Here is a 20,405-nt window from a genome sequence, read left to right as displayed (position 1 = left end):
GCGCGTAGATGGGTGACTACCCTTCCCGCTCGGGTAACGCCACCGCCGGCGAACCGGGTGTGACAAACGGTCACACCCGGGGCGCCGGCACCGGTGCGTCCCCGAGCAGTTACCAAGAGCCCCCGCTGGGTGGCGGCGGCGCCCTCCCCAAGAAGGCCCGGTTCTCGATCGAGACAGGTTTCCGCGGCCTGTCCACCGGCGCCGGCGCGATGGTGCTGGTCATCATCGTCGCCATCGCGGTCTTCCTGGTGTCGAAGGCGGTGCCGGCCCTCCAGGCCAACACGGCGAACTTCCTGACCGAGAAGACCTGGTTCCCGAACGACACCGAGCCGGTGTTCGGTATCGCCGCCCTGGCCTTCGGCACCGTGCTCAGCTCGATCCTCGCGCTCGTCGTCGCGGTTCCGATCGCACTGGCCATCGCGCTCTTCCTGTCGCACTACGCACCCCGGCGGCTGGCCACGCCGCTGGGCTTCGTGATCGACCTGCTGGCCGCCGTACCCAGCGTGGTCTTCGGACTCTGGGGACGCGACGTCCTGCAGGTGCCGGTACGCAACTTCTCGATCTGGCTCAACGAGCACTTCGGCTGGATCCCGATCTTCGGTGGCGAGGGCCCGTTCGGACAGTCGATCATGCTCGGTGGCCTGGTGCTGGCGATCATGGTGCTGCCGATCGTCACGTCGCTCTCCCGCGAGGTCTTCCAGCAGACCCCCGGCATGAACGAGGAGGCGGCACTGGCTCTCGGCGCCACCCGCTGGGAGATGATCCGGACCGCGGTCCTGCCGTACGGCAAGCCCGGCGTGATCGCCGCGGTGATGCTCGGCCTGGGCCGGGCGCTCGGCGAGACCATCGCCCTGGCGCTGACCCTCGGCATCACCTTCAACATCTCGTTCAACCTGATCGAGAACGGCGGTAACTCCATCGCCGCCAACATCGCGAACACCTTCGGCGAGGCCAACGCCACCGGTCGTGGCGCCCTGATCGCCTCCGGTCTGGTGCTCTTCGCGATCACGCTGGTGGTCAACATGACGGCGCGGGCGATCATCTACCGCCGTCGCGAGTTCCGGGACAGTGCCGCATGAGTCTTCTCGAACGTGAGGTTCCCGGCGTCGTCATGACGCCGGACAACATCCGGACCCGCAAGCTGCCGGTCGTCACCAACGTGCTGGTCGCGGTGGCTGCCTTCGCAATCGCCGCCGTCATCGTGCTGGGCACCGGCTTCGGCAACTGGGTCCTGGTCCTGGTGGTGGGCCTGGTTCTCTACCTGGTCGGCCTCAACATCGCCGCCAGCCGGGTCGAGGGACGGCGCGCCGCGCGCAACCGCACCATGCAGGCGCTGATCTACTCGGCCTGTGTGCTGGCGATCCTGCCGCTCGCCTCGGTGGTCTGGACGCTGATCTCCAAGGGCGCCGAGCGCCTGGACGCCAACTTCTTCGGCACCTCGATGAACAACATCGGTGCGCGTGACCCCGAGGGCGGCGCCTACCACGCCATCATCGGCACCCTGGAGCAGGTCGGCATCGCCACCCTGATCGCGGTGCCGCTCGGTGTGCTGGGTGCGATCTACCTGGTCGAGTACGGCCGCGGCCGGTTCGCCAACACGGTCCGCTTCTTCGTCGACGTGATGACCGGTATCCCGTCGATCGTGGCCGGTCTGTTCATCCTCTCCTTCTGGGTGCTGATCGTCAGCCCGTGGTTCAACGACGGGAACCCGCGGTTCTCCGGTTTCGCCGCCGCGCTGGCGCTGACCGTGCTGATGCTGCCGACGATCGTCCGGTCCACCGAGGAGATGCTGCGGCTGGTGCCGGGGCCGCTGCGGGAGGGTTCGTACGCGCTGGGCGTACCCCAATGGAAGACCATCCTGAAGGTCGTCCTCCCCACCGCCCTGCCCGGCATCGTCACCGGCGTGATGCTGGCCATCGCCCGCGCAGCGGGCGAGACGGCCCCGGTGCTCCTGGTCGCCGGCGGTGCTGCCGCGATCAACTTCGACCCGTTCGCCGGGAACCAGCAGTCGCTGGCGCTCTTCGTGTACCAGCAGGCCGGGGACGCCTCCCGGTACGCACCGGCCCGGGCCTGGACGGCCGCGCTCACCCTGGTGGCGCTCGTGCTGATCCTGACCATCGCCGCCAAGCTGCTCGCCCGTCGCAACAAGCTGTCCCGATAAGAGGTGTACCCCATGGCCAAGCGCATCGAGGCGAACAACGTCTCCTCCTACTACGGTTCGTTCAAGGCGATCGACAGCGTCTCGATGACCGTCGAGCCGAAGACGATCACCGCCCTGATCGGCCCGTCCGGCTGTGGCAAGTCCACGTTCCTGCGGTCCATCAACCGCATGCACGAGGTGCTGCCCGGCGCCCGGATCGAGGGCCGGCTCACCATCGACGACCAGAACATCTACGACGCGGACGTGGACGTCACCGCGGTCCGTCGCATGATCGGCATGGTCTTCCAGCGGCCCAACCCGTTCCCGACGATGTCGATCTACGAGAACGCGGTGGCCGGCCTCAAGCTGAACGGCGTCAAGAAGAAGGCGCTGCTCGACGAGGCCGCGGAGAAGTCGCTGCGCGCCGCGAACCTCTGGGACGAGGTCAAGGACCGGCTCGACCGCCCGGGCGCCGGCCTCTCCGGTGGTCAGCAGCAGCGTCTCTGCATCGCCCGCACGATCGCCGTCGAGCCGCAGGTCGTGCTGATGGACGAGCCGTGTTCCGCGCTCGACCCGATCTCGACGCTGGCGATCGAGGACCTGATGTTCAAGCTGAAGGACCGCTTCACGATCATCATCGTCACGCACAACATGCAGCAGGCCGCGCGGGTCAGCGACAAGACCGGTTTCTTCTCGATCGACAAGACCGGTGACCCGGGCCGCCTGATCGAGTACGACGACACCCAGAAGATCTTCAGCAACCCGACCCAGAAGAAGACCGAGGACTACATCACGGGTCGGTTCGGCTGACGCTCAGCGCTGCACAAACGTTCACGAGGGGACACTCGCGGTCAGCCGGTTGGTTCGGCTGACCGCGAGTGCTGTCTCCGCGGCCGTGAGACGACCCTGGTGGTCAGCCGGGGTGGTTCGGGACGTGCAGGAGGACGCGGCCGTCGGCGGTCACCTCGATGCGGGGGTTGAGCGGGCTGGCGGCGTCCCGGTGTTCGGCGGCCGCCACCACTCCCGGGATGGTGTCGCAGGCGGCGATCTCGCGCAGTGTGCGCAGGGTGGGCGGCAGCATCGGCAGGTCACCCGACTCGGCGGGCGAGATCCACTCGGTGCGGTCGGCCTCGCCGGAGACGTCCCGGGCCGCCTGGCTCTCCGGCAGCAGCGCCACGAAGAACCAGGTGTCGAAGCGCCGTGGCTCGAACTCCGGGGTCACCCAGCGGGCCCACGGCAGCAGCAGGTCGTCGCGCAGCCGCAGACCCCGCCGCTCCAGCAACTCGGTCATGGTGAGCTCGCGGCGCAGGACGGCCGCCCGGTCCGCCTCCCAGTCGGGTGTGCTGACGTCGGCCACTGTGCGGTCCGGCTGCTCGACCGGGCCGGCGAGCACGACACCGGCCTCCTCGAAGAGCTCCCGGGCGGCGGCGCCGACCACGGCCCGGGCCTGGTCGTCCGGGACGCCCAGGCGAGCGGCCCAGTCGTCGTGGATCGTGGAGGGGCGGTCGGACGGGTCGACCGCGCCGCCGGGGAACGCGTACACGCCGCCGAAGACCATCGTGGTGGCGCGGCGTAGGACGTACACCTGAAAGGCATCACCGTGCGGGCGGAGAAGGACCACGGTGGCCGCCGGACGGGCCGCCGCGGGCGGGCCGGTGAAATCGCGCGCCCGCTGCAGCATCGCGGCGGGTAGCAGGAGGGGTTCGGACGGAAGCGGCGTCGATTCGGTCACCGGTCGATCCTGCCACCGGGCGCGCTCAGGGCGATACCGTATCGATCATGAACGGACAGAACGTGCGCTGGGGCATTCTCGGCCCCGGCGGGATAGCCAGCACCTTTGCCGCCGACCTGCCGCTGGTGCCGGGCGCGGAACTCGCCGCCGTCGGCTCGCGCTCCCTGGCCACCGCGGAGGCGTTCGCGGAGCGGCACGGCTTCGCCCGGGCGCACGGCTCGTACGCGGAACTAGCCGCCGACCCCGGGGTGGACGTCGTCTATGTGGCGACCCCGCACGCCTTCCACTTCGAGGGGGCGATGCTCTGCGTGGAGGCCGGCAAGGCGGTGCTGGTGGAGAAGCCGATCACGCTGGATCTGGCCTCGACGGCACAGCTGGTGCAGGCTGCGCGTACCCGGGGGGTGTTCCTCATGGAGGCGATGTGGATGCGCCTCAACCCGGCGATCCGGCAGATCGCCCAGCTGGTGGCGGACGGCGCGATCGGTTCGGTCAGCGCGATCCACGCCGATTTCGGCCTGCAGGGCCCGTTCGCCGCGTCGCACCGGCTGCGTGACCCGCTGCTGGGTGGCGGCGCGCTGCTGGACCTCGGCGTCTACCCGATCCACCTGGTGCACCTGATCCTGGGCGCGCCGTCGACCGCACACGCCTGGGCGCACCTGACCCCGGAGCGGGTGGACGAGAACACCGGTGTGCTGCTCGGCTACGAGTCCGGGGCGGTGGCCGCGCTGACCTGCAGCATCAACGGGGCCAGCCGGAACGCCGCGTCGATCACCGGCACCGACGGCCGGATCGACCTGCCCGAGGGCTTCATGGTGCCCCGGTCGTTCGTGCTGAACCGGCCGGGCAAGGCCGCCGAGACGTTCGAGGTGCCGTTCGAGGGCAGCGGTTATCAGTTCGAGGCCGCCGAGGTGCAGCGCAGCCTGCTCGCCGGCGAGCTGGAGAGCCCGCTGATGACGCACGACACCACGCTCGAGGTGATGGGGTTGCTGGACAGCCTGCGCGACCAGATCGGCGTCCTGTACTAGCTGAACAGCGGGCGGACCACGAAGTAGACGAGGCAGGCGATCAGAGCGGCGGCGGGGAAGGTCGTGATCCAGGCGATCACGATGTTCCCCGCGACGTTCCAGCGCACCGCGCTGAGTCGCTTGGTCGCGCCGACACCCATGATCGCCGAGGTGATGGTGTGGGTGGTCGAGATCGGCGCGTGCAGGACCAGCGCGTTGAAGTAGAGCACCGAGCTGGCCACGGTCTCCGCGGCGAAGCCTTCCGCCGGGCCCAGGTCGATGATCTTCCGGCCCAGGGTGCGGATGATCCGCCAGCCACCGGAGTAGGTGCCGGCCGCCAGCATCGTCGCCGACGCCCAGTAGACCCACTCCGGGATGTGCGACGAGTCGCTCTGGTAGCCGCCGGTGTAGAGGGCCAGCACGACGATGCCCATGGTCTTCGCGGCGTCCTGCATGCCGTGCCCGACCGACATCGCGGCGGCCGAGGCGGTCTGCGCGTGCCGGAACCCGCGGTTCAGCTTGCCCGGGTGGCCGCGCCGGAAGATCCACATGATCGCGACCATCATGAGGAAGCCGAGGATCAGGCCGACCACCGGCGAGAGCACCATCGGGATGAGCACCTTGGTGAGGATGTTGCCCCACTGCACGACGCCGATCGAGGCGACCAGGGTGGCGCCGACCAGACCGCCGAAGAGGGCGTGCGACGAGCTCGACGGCAGGCCGAAGTACCAGGTGATCAGGTTCCAGATGATGGCGCCGACCACGCCGGCGAAGACCACCCCCAGGCTGGGGACACCGACCGGGAGGTCGACCAGCCCGTCACCGACCGTCTTGGCGACCTCGGTGCCCAGGTGGGCGCCGATGAAGTTGCCGACCGCAGCCATCAGCAGGGCCACCCGTGGCGTCAGGGCCCGGGTGCTGACGCTGGTGGCGATCGCGTTCGCCGCGTCGTGGAACCCGTTGGTGTAGTCGAACACCATCGCGGCGATGATCACCGCGATGACGGCGATTAGTGCGGCGTCCAAGGCCTAGGACTCCTTGACCGCAATGGTCTCGACGGTGTTCGCCACGTGCTCGAACGCGTCGCAGGCGGCCTCGAGCTCGTCGACGACCTCTTTCATCTTCAGCACGGTGAGGGCGTCGTACTCGCCGGAGAAGAGGCGGACCAGCAACATCCGGTACGCCCGGTCGCCGTCGTTCTCCAGCCGGTTGATCTCGATCCAGTACTCCTCGAGACCCTTCATCGACCGCAGCCGGGGCATCGCCTCCGCGGTGATCTTCGCCTGCTGGTCGAGAACGGTCACCAGCTCGTGCATCTCCCGGGGCAGCGACGGCAGGGCGGTCAACCCGTACAGGTAGAGCAGGTTGCCGGCCGCCTCCAGGTGGTCCATCACGTCGTCGAGCTGCGAGCCCAGCGAGTAGATGTCCTCCCGGTCGAACGGGGTGATGAAGGTGGAGTTGATCTTCTTGTAGAGCTCGTGCGTGATCGAGTCGCTGTCGTGCTCCACATCGCTCAGCCGGTCGGCGACCGACTGCACGTCCACTCCGGGCAGTGCCAGCTCGTTCAGCAGTTCGGTGCCCTTCACCAGATTGAGCGCAGCCTTGGTGAAGAGTTCGTAGAAGGCACCCTCGACGGGTCGGAATGAGAACTTCACGGCGCGGACCTCGATCGGCGGGCGTTGGTTGAATATCCGGAGGGCATGCTATCGGTCCACGCTGTTCACCCCTTGGCCATGTGACTAAACAGGTTCGTGACGATTGGCTGTCCGGGGCGCGTTCGGGCGGGGGGTGGAACGGCGTACCGCCCTGGTGGGCAGGTCGGGCAGCGGCGTGGCACTGACCGGGTGACGGCGCAGGTGCTTGGCGAGTCCGGTGTGGTCGGTGTCGGCGATCACATCGACTCCGGCGGCCCCGAGCTCGGTCCAGATGGCCGCGCGGACCCGCCGGGAGCCGGTCGGCAGCCCGGAGATCCGGACCGTGCGGCCGTCCTCGTGCGCCGCGCGGACCAGCGCGTGCAGGTGGTGACGTTCCTCGGCGGCGATCGGTTCGAGCCCGTCCCAGCCGAACCGGCGGGTCCACGGCTCACTGATCATCGGGACCAGCCACGGCGGCGCGGATCGGGAGCCCAGGTCGTCGAAGGTGCCGTCGGCGAACGCGTACCGGTCGGGCTGGGCGGCGAGCAACTCGCGGGCGTCCACGATGCCGGAGACGGTCACGGTCACCACGCCCGGTGTCAGCACCCCGTCCCGGCAGCGGCTCAGCAGCGCGGCATGGTCACGCAGCTGCCGGTCCAGCATCCGGTAGGCGCGCAGCAGCGCCGCCGCGTCCCGGTTGGTCCCGCCGAACTCGACGACCAGCCGGAACGGCGTCTGCTGATCGGGCCAGAGGCGCCCGCCGCCGGCCTGCGCCCGGGTGAAGAGCGGGGCCAGCACGAGCCGGCGCAGGGTGCGGCCGGGCTGCGGTTCTCCGGGCCCGAGGAAGAGCTCGCCGTGCGGTCCGGCGACCACCGGCACGGTCATCCCGCCCAGGCCGAGCTTCAGCACCGCGGGCAGCGGATCGACGTCGGTGTTCCCGACGAGCGCATGCCCGGCGGCGATGCAGGGCCGGGATCGGCGCAACACCGCGACCGAGACCGCGCCTCCAGCCCCGGCGAGCCCGGCGAGGCTGCCCGCGAAAGTCGCCATGTCCTGCACGAAGCACCATCCGATTCGTACTTTATGGGTGTTTTATACTGTGGCACAAGTGATACCCGCGGACCGGTAATCTCGCGCAGAATTCCCCTATGCCGTCCGCGACAGTCGACGAGTTCGAGGCCCAGCGCTCCTATCTGACGGCCGTCGCCTACCGGATGCTCGGCAACCGGACCGAGGCCGAGGACGCTGTGCAGGAGGCCTGGCTGCGCTACGCGCAGCATCGGGACGAGATCCGCGATGTGCGGGGCTGGCTCACCACGGTCACCGCCCGCATCTGCCTGGACCAGCTCAATTCCGCTCGGGTACGCCGAGCCGCGTACCCCGGCCAGTGGCTGCCCACCTACGTGGTGGATCCGGACGCGGACCCGGCCGGCCGGGCCGAGCTCGCCGACCAGGTCAGCGTGGCGCTGCTCGTGGTGCTGGAACGGCTCACCCCTGAACAGCGCGTGGCGTTCGTGCTGCACGACGCGTTCGGCGTGCCGTTCGACGAGGTGGCCGAGGTGCTCGACACCACGCCGGCGGCCGCCCGGCAGCACGCGTCCCGCGCCCGGCGCGCCGCCTCCGACGGCGGCATCCGGCACACCGCCGGGCTGGCCGAGCAGCGCAAGGTGCTGAACGCCTTCCTCATGGCGGCGCAGAGCGGGGACATGCGTACGCTCGCCGCCGTGCTCGCGCCCGATGTGGTGGCCGTCAGTGACGGCGGTGGCATGGTCCGCACCGCGCTCAACCCGGTGTTCGGCGCCGACAAGGTGGCCCGGTTCTGGGTCGGGCTGCTGCAGAACAAACTGGCCGACGTGGTCGACGCCAAGGTGGAGCCGGTGCTGGTCAACGGCTCGGCCGCGGTGCTGCTGCGCGGCGTCCGGGCAAGCGGGGAGCAGTTGCTCGCGGTGCTCACGGTCGCGGTCGACGACGGCCGGATCACCGGGCTCTTCAACCAGCAGAACCCCGAGAAGGTGTTACTGGGTGACCTCTAGCAGGTGCTTGCGGTAATGCGAGGCGAACGGCTCGGTGCCGTCGCCGAGCGACGCCAGCAGCTGCCGGGCCGCCGCGTGCGCGTTGGCGACCACGTCGTCCGGGTACCCGAAGGCCTTCCGGTGCTCCTCGAACTCGTCCTCGTCACGCAGCTCGACCAGGCCGGTCTCGCGGCGCCGCACCGCGTCCAGGTCCAGGTCGATGATGTGCACGGTGTCACCCTCCCAGCGGGCCGGCGTGGTGATGTCGCAATACACCTCGCTGGTCCGCGGGGGTGGGTTGAACATCCCGGTCCACCAGGCGTGATGCGGGATGAGCAGGACGAACGGGATCTGCTCGACCGAGGGGCGGCCGTGGTAGACCGAGGCGGTCCCGCGGGTCACGCCGACCCAGATGCCGAGGTCGTCCTCGGCCAGACGGCGGGCCGGGTAGTCACGATGCGCCGAACCGTCGTACTTCGTGTAGATGACCCGGACCATCTCGCTCGGCATGAGGTGCACCCTAGCGGTGAGCCGGTTCTGTCGGTGGTGGCGGGTACGGTTCCTCCGTGCCCGCAGCTACCCAGAAACCTGCTTCTGCCTCCAGGAAAAAGGCGACCGCTGAAAAGCTCCTTGCCGCAGCCGTCGGGGCGGTTCCCGGCGGATCCGCCCGCCCAGGCCAGCAGGCCATGGTCGAGGCCATCGACAAGGCGATCAAGGATCGCGAGCACCTGCTCGTCCAGGCCGGCACCGGCACCGGCAAGAGCCTGGGCTATCTGACACCGGCCCTGCTCGTGGACGGTCCGGTGGTCGTCTCCACCGCCACCCTGGCTCTGCAGAATCAGCTGGTCGAGCACGACCTTCCGCGCCTGGCCGAGGCCGTCGAGCCGGTGCTCGGGCGCCGGCCCACCTTCGCCGTGCTGAAAGGCCGGCACCACTACCTCTGCGCGGCGAAACTGGATCACGCCGACGAGGAGGCGCCGACCGACACCCTCTTCGACGACCCGCCGGCGCCCAAGGCCGGGCAGTGGCTCGGCGAGGCGGGCCGGCTCGGCAAACAGATCATCCGGATCCGGGCCTGGGCGGAGAAGACCGAGACCGGCGACCGCGACGAGCTGGACCCGGGCGTCGACGACACCGCCTGGCGGTCCGTCTCCATGCCCGCGCGGGACTGCGTCGGCGCCGCCCGCTGTCCGTATGGGCAGGAGTGCTTCGCCGAGGCGTCCCGCGCCCGCGCCCGGGAAGCCGACATCGTCGTCACCAACCACAGTCTGCTCGCCGTCGACATGCTGGCCGGCCGGCACATCGTCCCGCCGCACAAGCTGCTCGTCGTCGACGAGGCACACGAGCTGGCCGACCGGGTCTCCTCGGCCGCGCAGGCCGAGCTCACCCCGGAGGCGATCCAGCGGGCCGGCCGCCGCGCCCGCACCATGATCCCGCCGGCCGCCGCCGAGCAACTGGCCCAGGCGGCCGACGCGCTCACCGTGGGCCTCGCCGAGGTGCCCGCCGGGCGGCTCACCACCGGCCTGCCCGACCAGCTGCGGATCGCGGTCACCCTGCTGGAGTCGGCGACCCGGGCCGGGCTCTCCGCGATCGGCGAGATCAAGTCCGACGACTCCGACCCGGTCGGCAAGCAGCAGGCCAAAGCGGTCCTCGACGAGCTCTCCAGCACGTCCCAGCGCCTGCTGGAGGAGGACGACTTCGATGTCGCCTGGGTGGAGAAATCCGACCTGGGCAGCGGCCGGCGGGCCCTCGTGGTCGCCCCGCTCTCGGTCGCCGGCACCCTCTCCGAGAGCCTGTATTCGGACCGGACCGTCGTGGTCACCTCGGCGACGTTGACGCTGGGCGGCCGGTTCGACACGGTCGCCCGGTCGCTCGGCCTTCCGGCGGCCACGCCCGGTCCGGAGGGCACACCCGCCTCCGGTGACGGCTGGACCTCGCTGGATGTCGGCTCGCCGTTCGACTATCCGAAGCAGGGGATTCTGTACGTTGCGGCGCACCTTCCCCGGCCCGCGATGTCCGGTCTGCCCGACGCTGCCGGTGCGGAGTTGCTTCGGCTGGTCGAGGCGCTCGGTGGGCGTACGCTCGGGCTGTTCTCTTCTCGTAAGGCCGCCACCCAGGCGGCCGAGCTGTTGCGCAGCAAGACCGACCTGCCGATCCTGCTGCAGGGTGACGAGACGCTGCCGATCCTGGTCCGCAAGTTCCGGGAGGAGAAGGCGAGCTGCCTGTTCGGGGTGATGTCGCTCTGGCAGGGCGTCGACGTGCCCGGCGACTCCTGCCAGCTCGTGGTGATCGACCGGCTGCCCTTCCCACGCCCCGACGAGCCACTGGCCGCGGCCCGCTCGGCGGCGGTCGACTCGTCCGGCGGCTCCGGCTTCGCCGCGGTGAGCGTGCCGATCGCGGCGGTCCGCCTGGCCCAGGGCGTCGGCCGGCTGATCCGCTCGACCGGCGACAAGGGCGTGGTGGCGGTCCTCGACTCCCGCCTGGAGACCGCCCGCGGTTACGGCGCCTTCCTGCGCAAGTCGCTGCCCCCGTTCTGGTACACGACACGTCCCGACGTGGCGCTCGGCGCCCTCAACCGGCTGGCCAAGAGCTGATCATGCTGCAGATCGCGTGCACCCTCCTTGTCGATGCGGCCGGAGCGCTGCTGCTCCAGTTGCGTGACGACAAGGCTCCCTATTTTCCGAACGTCTGGGGTCTGCCGGGTGGCTCCGTCGAGCCCGGCGAGACCCCGGCGGAGGGTGCGGCTCGGGAGCTGTGGGAGGAGGCGCAGCTTCGCGCCGTCGAGCCGCTGCGGCTCTTCGTTCGGCAAGAGTTGCCTGCGCAGGGCCGGGTGAAGCATTACTTCTACGGCTGGACGACCGCGCGTCAGGAGGACGTGGTTCTGGGTGAGGGCGCCGCCATGCTCTTCATCCCCGCGGCCGAGGTCCTGGACCGGCCCTTCACCCCCGGAAGCGCCGCGGTCATCGAAAGATTTCTGGCTTCCGCGGAGTATTCCGGCGCCTTCCCATCTAGTCATGGGTAACTGTGCGCTAGTAAACTAGTCACATGCTTAAGACTTCTGACTGGGCATGCCCTAGCGTTAGGCGCATGCCGATTGAGCGGGTCATTCTCGAGCTGGACGCGACCGCGCTGTATGCGGCCCGGTTCGTGAGCGAGGCGCAGGGTGTTCCCCTGTCGGACTGGATTTCTCGAGTCGTGCGTGACCAAGCGATCGCCGAGGCGATGCAGGCCCACGTCGTGAGTCCCGCCCCGCCCGGATGGGAAGGGGAAACCCTGGAGCGGCTCTTCGGGGACGAGGACGAGTGAGGCGCGGAGAGGTCTGGACCGTCGTTCGGCTCGGTCACGAACACAAGGTGATCATCGTGGGAACCGACGGTGTGACGGCCCGGCGGCCGGGCGCCTTGACCGTGCCGATCTCCGACGTGGGGCCGCCCGAGTTGGTTCAGCCAGTCGTTGCCGACACCGACGGAGTCACGCTGGGCGTGGCTCAGATTCCCAGGGTCGGTGAGGTGAACAAGGATTACCTCAAGTCGCGGGTGGGCGCATTGGCTCCGGCAAGCGTGGAGATGGTGGACATGGCGCTGCGGGTGACGCTTGCCCTTTGAGGGCGGCGTGTCACCATGGCTGCCGTGACGGGGCCGGGGTATCAGGGGGCGCCGCCGGTGCGGGTGGGCCGGCGGGGGCGGTGGCCGGCCGGGCTGGTTGCGGTCTGGATCGTGCTGCTGGTCGCCGGGGTGTACTGGTCGGCGCGCAACGATCCGGCGACTGTGCAGGAGCAGCGGGACATCGGGCAGGCTGTGCCTGAGCTGCGGAAAGCCACCGGGATGCTGGTTGCTGCGGCGCAGGATGAGCGCTGGGTGATCCGGCTGGGGGAGCTGCGGATCGAGAGCTGCTCGCTCAATCCGGCCTGGACCGGGAAGCGGGTCAGCCGGGATCTGACCGTCTATGTGCCGGAAGGCGAGGCGGCGGCCGCGCTGGACGGGATTGCTGCGGGGCTGCCGGAGAAGTACGGCGCGGGGGTGGTCAAGACTCGTGGGGCCACCCGGCTGTCGCTGTATGCGGATGCCGGTGAGTTCATCGCCATCGACGCCGAGGCGCAGTCGACCGACCAGGTGCTGACTGTGCGCGTCGATTCCGGGTGTCGACCGCCGACCGGGACGGTTGATCAAGCCGATCCGGCGGCGGGGGAGGCGCCGGAGATTTTTGCGGCGACGTTGGCCACGCTCGGCGTCTCGGATGATCGGGCCGAGGTTCGGGCGGTGGCCTGCCCTGGCGGTGGGACGGCCGCGACCTATGTGGCTGACGCGGGGACGACTGAGCCGGATGGCGCGCCGCGCGGGCTGCCGGACGGGGCGATGCCGGTGTGGTCGGAGGGCGGCGAGTGGGCGTACCGGGCCGGGTCTGCATCGGTCGTGGCCACCGCTGACGGTGGGCGGCTCGTGGTGAGCGTGACCACCGCCTGCCGGGCCGGCCCATAGGCGAGGCCGGTCACATAGGCGGGCCGGTCACATAGGCGAGCCGGTCACATAGGCGGGCGGGTTGCTGAGCGGGCCCCTGCAGGCCGGCCGGTCAGTAGACCAGGGCCTGCGCGCCCTCGGTGGTGATCTCCTCGACGAAGACGGCGGCGCCGGCGATGCGGATGCCGGGAAGGACGTCGTCGGGGCCGATGCTGCGGCGGGCGGCGCACTGCGTGCAAGCGGTCACGCGGCCGGCGCTGAGCAGGGCGTCCAGCAGGTCGGGCAGGGGTGCGGCGTGCGGGAGTTCGAACTCGGCGGCGCGGCCGGGCAGGGCGAACCAGGTGGACTCGCCGGTCAGCCAGAACGAGACGTCCACTCCGGACGCGACGGCGGTGCTCGCCACGGTGAAAGCCTGCGAACAGCGCTCGGGAGCGTCGGCTCCGGCGGTGGCCTTGACGACCAGCAAACGTGCCATACCGGCCAGCATAGGATGGGCGGGATGGTTACCGAGATCGGGTTCGTGAGTCTGCTGGTGGCTGCGCTGGGTGCGCTCGCCGGCGGCTTCGGCTATGTGGCAGTGCGCATTTCGAGGGGGCGTTGGTGAGCAGCGAGACGGAAAACCCACTGGGCCCGCCGCCGTGGCTCAACGCGCCGCCCGTCGAGCGGTATCCGTACGAGGACACCCACGATCTCCGCACCGGCCCTGACCTGCACCCCTCGCTGTTGGGGCTGCTGCCGTTCGTCGGTCTGTGGCGGGGTCGCGGGCAGGGCGGCTTCCCGCAGGAGGAGGACTACAACTTCGCCCAGGAGATCCGGATCAGCCACGACGGCCGGGACTTTTTGCGGTACGAATCACGCGCCTGGCTGCTCGACGACGAGTCGAAGCCGCTCGGGCAGGCGCTCGTCGAGTCCGGGTTCTGGCGGCCGGTGCTGGTCGACGGCCGGCCCGGCGACGAGATGGAAGCCACCATGATCCGCCCGGACGGGGTCGCCGAGCTGTACCTCGGCAAGGCGGCGACCACCCGGCTGGAGATGGGCACGGACGCGGTGGCGTACACGGCGACGGGCTTGCACGTGACCGGCGGGCACCGGCTCTTCGGCATCGTCGAGGGGGCGCTGCTCTACGCCCACGAGATCTCGATCGACAACAGTGGTCTGCAGCCGCACATGTCGGCGCGGCTGCTACGCATCGGCGGCTGAAGAAACCGGGAAGCCGAGCAGTTTCAGCAGGCGGGGTGTCCAGGACGAACGTGTCCGGGGCACCCCGTCGAGCTCGATGACCTCGGCCAGCCCGCGCACCGAGGACGCCAGCCAGATCGCGTCAGCGGCGGCCAGTTCGGGCAGCGTGATCATCCGCTCGGCGGCGGTCAGGCCGACCGACGGCGCCAGCGAGAGCAGGTGTGCGGCGGTGATGCCGGGCAGGATGCCCGCTGTGGCCGGCGGGACCGTGCAGAGCTGGTCACCGGTCAGCCAGACCACGGACGCGGTGGGCGCTTCCAGCGCGTACCCCTCGGTGGAAAGCCAGATCAGGTCGGCGGCGCCCTGCTTCGCCGCCCACCGCCGGGCCGCGAAATTGCTCGCGTAGGACAGCGACTTGGCCGCCGAGATGTCCCACGGCGGGCGCCGGAAGGCGGCGACGCCGAGGTCGGCGCTGATCACCCGGATGCCGTCCCGGCGCTCCCGCAGCACTGTGTCGGGAATCTCGGAGACGGCGATGTGGAGCAGACCACTCCTGGTGCAGATCACGCGGAGCATCCCGGTGCCGTCGACTGCGGCGATCCGGTCGCGGACATCGGCGGGCGGCGGCAGCTCGAGCAATGCGGCTGACGCGGCGAGCCGTTCCAGGTGGGCGTCGAGCAGCCACGGGCCGTCCGGCCGCAGGTGCATGGTCTCGAAGACGCCGTCGCCGAGGAGGTCGCCCGGCGATACCGGGATGCGGTCGGTCACCCGTTCGAAACTAGCGAACTATGCTCGTACCGTGTCCGCCACTTCGCTTGCCGCCATGCTCCGTGAGCGTGGTCTGCGACTCACCCCGCAGCGTCAGCTGATTCTCGAAGCGGTGCACGACCTCGGGCATGCGACACCGGAGTCGGTGCACAACGCGGTCCGGGAGCGGGCTGCCGGCGTCAACATCACCACGGTCTACCGGACCTTGGAGCTCCTCGAGGAGCTCGGTCTGGTCAACCACACACACCTGTCGCACGGTTCGCCGACCTACCACCCGGCCGGCGAGGATCAGCACGTCCACCTGGTGTGCCGGTCCTGCGGTTCGATCGCCGAAATGGACCCGGCGGTGATGCTGCCGGTCACCGAGCGGCTCCGCGACGAGCGTGACTTCCGGGTGGACGTCGGCCACGTCTCCCTCTTCGGTGTCTGCGGCGACTGCAAGGAGTCCGAGTGACCGTCGTGATGGTCGAAGACCTCGACCCCAACTCCGCCGATGCGGGCGTGTCGGCCCACTTCGGCGACCCGATGCGTGAGCAGCGCCTGCTGGAGACCGCGGTCGGCCTCGTCGACCGGTCGAACCGGGACGTCATCGCCGTGCCCGGCGAGGAGCGGGCGAGTTGGCTGCACACGCTGACCACGCAGCATCTGTCCGGTCTGTCGGCCATGACCGGCACCGAACTGCTCGTGCTCTCCCCGCACGGGCACGTGGAGCAGCACGCGTTCGTCACCGAGGACGGCGAGACCGCCTGGCTGGACACCGAGCCCGGCGCGGGTGCCGGGCTGCTGAAGTACCTGGAGATGATGCGGTTCTTCACCAAGGTGGAGCCGCGTGACGCGAGCGGTGAGCTGGCGGTGCTGTCGCTGGTCGGGCCGGGTGCCGCCGATCTCTTTCCGGACCTGGGGGAGCCCCGGGTGGGCGCGGTGCCGGGCCCGAAGTTCGCTGCCGGGTCCGTTCCGTCCGAGCCGACGAGCCGCTATCCGGTACGGGCATACGAAGGCGGACTGGCCCGTCGAGTGCCGCTCGGGGTGGACCTCCTGATTCCCCGCGAGGCGAAAACGGCGGTCATCGAGAAGCTCGGTGTGGCGCGGGCCGGGCTCTGGGCGTACGAGGCGGTTCGGGTGGCCGCCCGCGCGCCGCGACTCGGCTGGGAGACCGACCACCGGACCCTTCCGTCCGAGGCGGGTTTCCTCGCCGGTGGCGTGCACCTGGACAAGGGTTGCTACCGCGGCCAGGAGACGGTCGCCCGGGTGCATCACCTGGGCCGCCCGCCGCGCCGTCTGGTCCTGCTCCACCTGGACGGGGTCGCCACCGACCACCCGCCGGCCCGGGGCACCGCGGTCGAGCTGGACGGCCGGGCGGTCGGTTTCGTCGGCACCGCGGTCCGTCACCACGAGCTCGGCATGATCGCTCTGGCCGTGGTGAAGCGCAATGTCGCGGATGACGCGAGGCTCGTCGTGGGGGAGTCGGCGGCGGCCATCGACGGGTGAATCCCGTGGCAGGATGCAGGCATGACCGGGACCTTGATCACCGTCGCCCCGACCGGCGCGGAGAGCAGCAAGGCGGACGTGCCGGCTCTGCCAGTGACCCTGGATGAGCTCGTTGCCACCGCCAAGGAGTGCGAGGCGCTGGGCGCCTCGATCGTTCACGTGCACATCCGGGACGCTGACGCCCGGCCCACCCTGGATCAGGGCCGGCTGCGGGACACCGTCGCCGCCCTGCGCGAGTCCACCGGGCTGATCGTCCAGCTCTCCTCCGGCGGGGCGGTCACCGATCCGGAGGCGGACCGGCTGGCCGTGCTGGACGCCGGACCGGAGATGGCGTCCTGCACGATGGGTACGGTCAACTTCGGCGACGACGTCTTCCTGAACCGCTGGGAGTTCATCGTCGACCTGCACACCCGCATGCAGCAGCGCGGCATCGTGCCGGAGTACGAGATCTTCGACCTGGGCCAGCTCACCTCGTTGCAGCGGCTGCTCGGCAAGTACGGCCTGCCGTTCGGCGGACACGTCCACGTCGACCTGGTGATGGGCGTGCCGGGCGGGATGCCGGGCACCACCGCCGCGGTGGCCGCATGTGAGCAGGCGATCCGTGACCTGCCGGAGGGCACCACGTTCTCGGCGACCGGCATCGGGCGCAGCGCCCTGCCGGTGATCCTGGCGTCGCTCAGCGCGGGTGGGCACCTGCGGGTGGGGATGGAGGACACCCTCACGTACGCGAAGGGCCGCCCGGTCGAGTCGAACATGCAGCTGGTCGCGCGGGCTGTCGCCTTCGCGCAGTTGGCGCAGCGGCCGCCGTACACCCCGGCCCAGGCTCGTGACCTGCTCGGAGTGCCTGCCCGATGATCGTTGCAGAGGTCGTCCGCTCCGGCTTCGTGGAGAGCGTCCACCACGGCATCGTCGCGTTCACCAGCGGTGACGGCGTCGGCGACGTCGAGAGCCCGTTCTTCCCCCGTTCCTCGGCGAAACCGTTGCAGACGGTCGGGATGCTCAACTGCGGTCTCGTGCCGCGCGACGAGGCTGACCTGGCCCTGATGTGCGGCAGCCACGACGGCGAGAGGTTCCACGTGGAACGCGCGCGGGACATCCTGGCCGCGGTCGGGTTGGGCCCGGAGGCGCTGCGGTGCACGGCGGATCTGCCGCTCGGTTCCGTGACGCGCGAGGCCTGGCTGCGCGCCGGCGGGGAAGCCGAGCCGATCCTGATGAACTGCTCCGGCAAGCACGCCGGGATGCTCGCCACCTGTGTCGTCAACGGGTGGCCGCTCGATTCGTACCTCGATCCCAAGCACCCGTTGCAGGTCGCGCTCGCCGAGACGGTGGCCGAACTGGCCGGTGAGCCGGTCGCCGCGACCGGCGTGGACGGGTGCGGCGCGCCGGTCCTCGCGATCTCTCCGCGCGGGCTGGCCCTCGCGTTCCGGAGGCTCGTCGAGGCGGAGCCGGGCAGCCCGGAGCGCCGGGTTGCCGACGCCATGCGGGCGTTTCCGGCGCTCGTGGCGGGCACGGGCACGGATGACACCGTGCTGATGAGCGCGGTGCCGGGCCTGCTGGTGAAGAAGGGCGCGGACGGCGTGGCCGCGGCAGCGATGCCGGGAGTCGGAGCGGTGGCGGTCAAGATCTCGGATGGGAGTGCGCGTGCGCGTACCCCGGTGTTGCTTGCTGCTCTGCATCGGCTCGGCATCGCTGTGCCGCAGATGGCCGAGGTGATTCTGGGCGGAGGTCGTCCGGTCGGTGAGGTTCGCGCGGTCTTCTGATGGTGGGGTGACTCGGTTCACGCTAGCTGTAGCAAGCGTTTTGCTTGCAACAGCTAGCACTCCGAGCTAGTTTCGATGCATGGCCACACCGAAGGACCTGCCCGAGGACATCGGATCGTTCATCCGGGACCTGAGGCAGACCGCGAAGATCTCGCTGCGGCAGCTTGCCGACAAGGCGGGGGTGAGCAACCCCTACCTCAGCCAGATCGAGCGTGGCCTACGCAAGCCGAGCGCCGAGGTGCTGCAGCAGATCGCCAGCGCCTTGCGAGTGTCGACGCCCGCGATGTACCTGCGGGCGGGACTGCTCGATGGCGAGGGCCAGCAGGGCGTGCTGGCTGCCATCGCGGTCGACCCGGAACTCACGATCGCGCAGAAGCAGTCCCTGTCGCAGATCTACGAGACATTCCGCAACGAGAACGCGCGCAACACGCCCCCCGAGACCACCGCCCCGAGCGCCGAGGAGAACTCATGACCGAGCAGACCAACACCAAGATCCCTGCACCGCTCTACGCCGCTGCCGGCGCCGGTGACCTGGCGTACCAGCAGCTTCGCAAGCTCCCCGCCGTGCTGACCCAGCTCAGCGACAAGGCTGCCGCCTCGCTGAAGGTCTACAACGAGCAGGCCAACACCCGGGCCGCCGAGCTGCGCGAGAAGGCCAACACCACCGACTTCGTCGCCCTCCGGGAGAACGCGGCCAGCGCCGCCACCGCCTTCGCCCAGCTCGCCCAGGACCGGGCGATCGCGGTCTACACCGACCTGGTGGCGCGCGGCGAGCGCGTCGTGGGCACCGGTGTGATCGAGGCCGCCGACGTGGTGAACGCTGACATCGAGACCACTGAGGAGCCGAAGGCCGTCGAGGCCGCCGTCTCCGAGGCCAAGGCCGTCGAGGCCGCGCCGAAGCCGCGCAAGCGCGCCAAGCCGGCTCCGAAGGCTGCCGAGTAAGCGGCAACACCTAGCACGACATGATCCGCGGGCCCCGGCGTTTGCCGGGGCCCGCGGCATAGACTCTGCCTCATGGCCTACTCCGCGCCGATCTTCTACACGACAGTCGTCGGTTACGTCGACCTGTTGGTCTTCCTGCTGTCGCTGGTTCTCCAGTCGGTGGCACTGATCCACTGCCTCACCCAACGCGGCGCCGGTTTCCAGGCACTCGGCACCCTGCCGAAGGGCGCATGGGCGGCGATCATCGGCGTCTGCCTGCTGATCACCGTGTTGACCCTGGGGTCACTACTGATCATCAGCATGATCGGCGTCGCCGCGGCGCTCATCTACCTGCTCGACGTCCGCCCCGGCCTCAAGGATCTGACGGACGGCAAGGGCTTCTGGTGATCCGGTGAGGGGCCGGTTCGGTCCGCCTCCGCCGGACGGTGGCCCACGCTTGCAGCGCGCCGATCGGACCGGGCCGCGAACCGGTCGCCCCACGTTGCCGGGTCCGGCCACCGAGCTGGTCACTCTGCCTTCCGGCGTACGCCTGGAGCAGCTGATCACCGGCGCCGGTGACCCGGTGACCGTCTTCGCACACGGGCTCGCCGGCGACATCGCCGGCACCCGCCCGCTGGGCAGCGCGGTCGCCGGCCGCCGGGCCTTCTTCCACTTCCGCGGGCACGGCCGCTCCGATGTGCCGCCCGGCCCCTGGTCCTTCGAGGACCTGACGGCCGAGCTGCGCGGCGTGGCCGACCTGGCCGGGGCGACCCGTGCGCTCGGGGTCAGCATGGGTGCGGCCGCGCTCTGCCGTCTGCTCGGCGAGACGCCGGACCGTTTCGAGCGCGTCGTGCTCTACCTGCCCGCCCCGCTCGACGGCAAGCGCCCCGCGGCCGCGGTCGAACGCCTGCAGCGATTGCTCGCCTCGGTGGAGTCCGGCGAGGCGGCGATGATCGCTGAGGCGGTCGAGCAGGAGATGCCGGCGGCGGTGCGCAACACCCCGGCCGGGTGGAGCCACCTGCGACAGCGGGTGGCCCAGCTGCAGCAGGACGGCCTGGCGGTGGAACTCGAGTCGATCTGGGAACGGCCGGCCATGGCGGACGAGTCGCTGCTGCGTGCGTTCCGCGGGCGGGCGTTGGTGATCGGGTGCCTGGGGGACGAGGTGCATCCGGTCGGCTGGGCGGAGCGGCTGGCCGAGTTGTTGCCTGATGCTGAGCTCGAGGTCTTTGACCGGCCGGCGGTGCTCTGGAACAGTCGCCGGGAGCTGCGCGACCGAATCTCCACATTCCTCAACGCAGCCGGCTGACGAG

At 70.2% G+C, this 20,405-nt stretch carries 26 protein-coding genes and 1 pseudogene; 20 read left to right on the top strand and 7 right to left on the bottom strand.

What is annotated here, in order from left to right; all coding sequences use genetic code 11:
• Positions 1-8 precede the first annotated feature (8 nt).
• Genes pstC through pstB form a run of 3 tightly spaced genes read left to right on the top strand, consistent with a single transcriptional unit; the run spans position 9 to position 2,950 of the window.
• The gene (gene pstC, locus OHA21_RS36290) at positions 9-1,079 is read left to right on the top strand and encodes a phosphate ABC transporter permease subunit PstC (protein ID WP_328462828.1); all 1,071 of its coding nucleotides are present in this window, start codon (positions 9-11) and stop codon (positions 1,077-1,079) included.
• 32 nt (positions 1,080-1,111) lie between these two features.
• A complete protein-coding gene (pstA, locus tag OHA21_RS36285; protein ID WP_442875195.1) occupies positions 1,112-2,161 on the top strand; it encodes a phosphate ABC transporter permease PstA in 1,050 nt (349 codons plus the stop codon).
• 12 nt (positions 2,162-2,173) lie between these two features.
• Positions 2,174-2,950, top strand: coding sequence for a phosphate ABC transporter ATP-binding protein PstB (gene pstB, locus OHA21_RS36280; protein WP_328462824.1), 777 nt, complete (start codon positions 2,174-2,176; stop codon positions 2,948-2,950).
• A gap of 103 nt (positions 2,951-3,053) precedes the next feature.
• On the opposite strand, the gene OHA21_RS36275 is transcribed toward pstB, so the two are convergent.
• On the bottom strand, positions 3,054-3,821 hold the full coding sequence (locus OHA21_RS36275) for an NUDIX hydrolase (protein ID WP_328478755.1): 768 nt from the start codon (positions 3,819-3,821) through the stop codon (positions 3,054-3,056).
• Positions 3,822-3,919: 98 nt separating this feature from the next.
• Here OHA21_RS36275 and OHA21_RS36270 point away from each other — a divergent pair, with 98 nt between their 5' ends.
• Positions 3,920-4,897 carry a Gfo/Idh/MocA family protein gene (locus OHA21_RS36270; RefSeq protein ID WP_328462822.1) on the top strand — a complete coding sequence of 326 codons (978 nt, stop codon included), beginning with the start codon at positions 3,920-3,922 and terminating at the stop codon, positions 4,895-4,897.
• On the opposite strand, the gene OHA21_RS36265 is transcribed toward OHA21_RS36270, so the two are convergent.
• From OHA21_RS36265 to OHA21_RS36255, 3 genes are all read right to left on the bottom strand, one after another.
• Entirely contained in the window at positions 4,894-5,901 is a 1,008-nt protein-coding gene (locus OHA21_RS36265; protein WP_328462820.1) for an inorganic phosphate transporter, read from the bottom strand. The two genes, OHA21_RS36270 and OHA21_RS36265, sit on opposite strands and share 4 nt — an antisense overlap.
• 3 nt (positions 5,902-5,904) lie before the next feature.
• Positions 5,905-6,531 (bottom strand): DUF47 domain-containing protein, encoded by a 627-nt coding sequence (locus OHA21_RS36260; RefSeq protein WP_328462818.1) that lies wholly within the window; start codon positions 6,529-6,531, stop codon positions 5,905-5,907.
• A gap of 84 nt (positions 6,532-6,615) precedes the next feature.
• Positions 6,616-7,560, bottom strand: a complete 945-nt coding sequence (locus OHA21_RS36255) for a hypothetical protein (RefSeq protein ID WP_328462816.1) — start codon at positions 7,558-7,560, stop codon at positions 6,616-6,618.
• A 98-nt stretch (positions 7,561-7,658) separates the two neighbouring features.
• Between OHA21_RS36255 and sigJ the strand changes: the two genes are divergently transcribed.
• A complete protein-coding gene (gene sigJ / locus OHA21_RS36250; RefSeq protein ID WP_328462814.1) occupies positions 7,659-8,543 on the top strand; it encodes an RNA polymerase sigma factor SigJ in 885 nt (294 codons plus the stop codon).
• Here sigJ and OHA21_RS36245 read toward each other — a convergent pair.
• Positions 8,526-9,032, bottom strand: coding sequence for a DUF402 domain-containing protein (locus OHA21_RS36245; protein WP_328462812.1), 507 nt, complete (start codon positions 9,030-9,032; stop codon positions 8,526-8,528). The two genes, sigJ and OHA21_RS36245, sit on opposite strands and share 18 nt — an antisense overlap.
• Positions 9,033-9,208: 176 nt before the next feature.
• Here OHA21_RS36245 and OHA21_RS36240 point away from each other — a divergent pair, with 176 nt between their 5' ends.
• The 5 genes from OHA21_RS36240 (at position 9,209) to OHA21_RS36220 (ending at position 13,000) form a co-directional block, all read left to right on the top strand.
• A complete protein-coding gene (locus tag OHA21_RS36240; protein ID WP_328462810.1) occupies positions 9,209-11,116 on the top strand; it encodes an ATP-dependent DNA helicase in 1,908 nt (635 codons plus the stop codon).
• A 2-nt stretch (positions 11,117-11,118) separates the two neighbouring features.
• The gene (locus tag OHA21_RS36235) at positions 11,119-11,544 is read left to right on the top strand and encodes an NUDIX hydrolase (RefSeq protein WP_328462808.1); all 426 of its coding nucleotides are present in this window, start codon (positions 11,119-11,121) and stop codon (positions 11,542-11,544) included.
• A 65-nt stretch (positions 11,545-11,609) separates the two neighbouring features.
• Positions 11,610-11,828 (top strand): hypothetical protein, encoded by a 219-nt coding sequence (locus tag OHA21_RS36230; protein ID WP_328462806.1) that lies wholly within the window; start codon positions 11,610-11,612, stop codon positions 11,826-11,828.
• Positions 11,829-11,875: 47 nt separating this feature from the next.
• Positions 11,876-12,127 (top strand): hypothetical protein, encoded by a 252-nt coding sequence (locus OHA21_RS36225; protein ID WP_328462804.1) that lies wholly within the window; start codon positions 11,876-11,878, stop codon positions 12,125-12,127.
• A 15-nt stretch (positions 12,128-12,142) separates the two neighbouring features.
• Positions 12,143-13,000 (top strand): hypothetical protein, encoded by an 858-nt coding sequence (locus tag OHA21_RS36220; protein ID WP_328462802.1) that lies wholly within the window; start codon positions 12,143-12,145, stop codon positions 12,998-13,000.
• 91 nt (positions 13,001-13,091) lie between these two features.
• On the opposite strand, the gene OHA21_RS36215 is transcribed toward OHA21_RS36220, so the two are convergent.
• On the bottom strand, positions 13,092-13,466 hold the full coding sequence (locus OHA21_RS36215) for a DsrE family protein (RefSeq protein ID WP_328462800.1): 375 nt from the start codon (positions 13,464-13,466) through the stop codon (positions 13,092-13,094).
• A 12-nt stretch (positions 13,467-13,478) separates the two neighbouring features.
• Here OHA21_RS36215 and mtfM point away from each other — a divergent pair, with 12 nt between their 5' ends.
• Complete coding sequence (gene mtfM, locus OHA21_RS36210; protein WP_328462798.1) at positions 13,479-13,583, top strand: small membrane protein MtfM; 105 nt, start codon at positions 13,479-13,481, stop codon at positions 13,581-13,583.
• Positions 13,580-14,179, top strand: coding sequence for an FABP family protein (locus OHA21_RS36205; protein ID WP_328462796.1), 600 nt, complete (start codon positions 13,580-13,582; stop codon positions 14,177-14,179). Before mtfM ends, OHA21_RS36205 begins: the two co-directional genes overlap by 4 nt.
• Here the strand turns inward: OHA21_RS36205 and OHA21_RS36200 are convergent.
• A complete protein-coding gene (locus OHA21_RS36200; RefSeq protein ID WP_328462794.1) occupies positions 14,162-14,926 on the bottom strand; it encodes an aminotransferase class IV in 765 nt (254 codons plus the stop codon). The two genes, OHA21_RS36205 and OHA21_RS36200, sit on opposite strands and share 18 nt — an antisense overlap.
• A 55-nt stretch (positions 14,927-14,981) precedes the next feature.
• Between OHA21_RS36200 and OHA21_RS36195 the strand changes: the two genes are divergently transcribed.
• From OHA21_RS36195 to OHA21_RS36160, 8 genes and pseudogenes are all read left to right on the top strand, one after another.
• Complete coding sequence (locus tag OHA21_RS36195; RefSeq protein WP_328478754.1) at positions 14,982-15,380, top strand: Fur family transcriptional regulator; 399 nt, start codon at positions 14,982-14,984, stop codon at positions 15,378-15,380.
• An 8-nt stretch (positions 15,381-15,388) separates the two neighbouring features.
• Positions 15,389-16,414: a CAF17-like 4Fe-4S cluster assembly/insertion protein YgfZ gene (gene ygfZ, locus OHA21_RS36190; RefSeq protein WP_328478752.1), complete on the top strand. Its 1,026-nt coding sequence runs from the start codon at positions 15,389-15,391 to the stop codon at positions 16,412-16,414.
• Between the two features lie 21 nt (positions 16,415-16,435).
• Positions 16,436-17,269 carry a 3-keto-5-aminohexanoate cleavage protein gene (locus tag OHA21_RS36185; RefSeq protein WP_328462792.1) on the top strand — a complete coding sequence of 278 codons (834 nt, stop codon included), beginning with the start codon at positions 16,436-16,438 and terminating at the stop codon, positions 17,267-17,269.
• Complete coding sequence (locus tag OHA21_RS36180; protein WP_328462790.1) at positions 17,266-18,174, top strand: asparaginase; 909 nt, start codon at positions 17,266-17,268, stop codon at positions 18,172-18,174. Before OHA21_RS36185 ends, OHA21_RS36180 begins: the two co-directional genes overlap by 4 nt.
• A gap of 79 nt (positions 18,175-18,253) precedes the next feature.
• Positions 18,254-18,628, top strand: a pseudogene (locus OHA21_RS36175) (helix-turn-helix domain-containing protein); the annotation flags it as partial.
• A 14-nt stretch (positions 18,629-18,642) separates the two neighbouring features.
• Positions 18,643-19,116 carry a hypothetical protein gene (locus OHA21_RS36170; protein WP_328462788.1) on the top strand — a complete coding sequence of 158 codons (474 nt, stop codon included), beginning with the start codon at positions 18,643-18,645 and terminating at the stop codon, positions 19,114-19,116.
• Between the two features lie 72 nt (positions 19,117-19,188).
• A complete protein-coding gene (locus OHA21_RS36165; RefSeq protein ID WP_328462787.1) occupies positions 19,189-19,503 on the top strand; it encodes a DUF2516 family protein in 315 nt (104 codons plus the stop codon).
• A gap of 4 nt (positions 19,504-19,507) precedes the next feature.
• The gene (locus tag OHA21_RS36160; protein WP_328462786.1) at positions 19,508-20,401 is read left to right on the top strand and encodes an alpha/beta fold hydrolase; all 894 of its coding nucleotides are present in this window, start codon (positions 19,508-19,510) and stop codon (positions 20,399-20,401) included.
• The last annotated feature ends 4 nt before the right edge of the window (positions 20,402-20,405 follow it).

Origin of the sequence: Actinoplanes sp. NBC_00393, assembly GCF_036053395.1 — a bacterium.
Lineage (GTDB): Bacteria > Actinomycetota > Actinomycetes > Mycobacteriales > Micromonosporaceae > Actinoplanes.
Note: the sequence above shows the minus strand (reverse complement) of the source record. Positions and strands in the feature narration are given on the sequence as shown.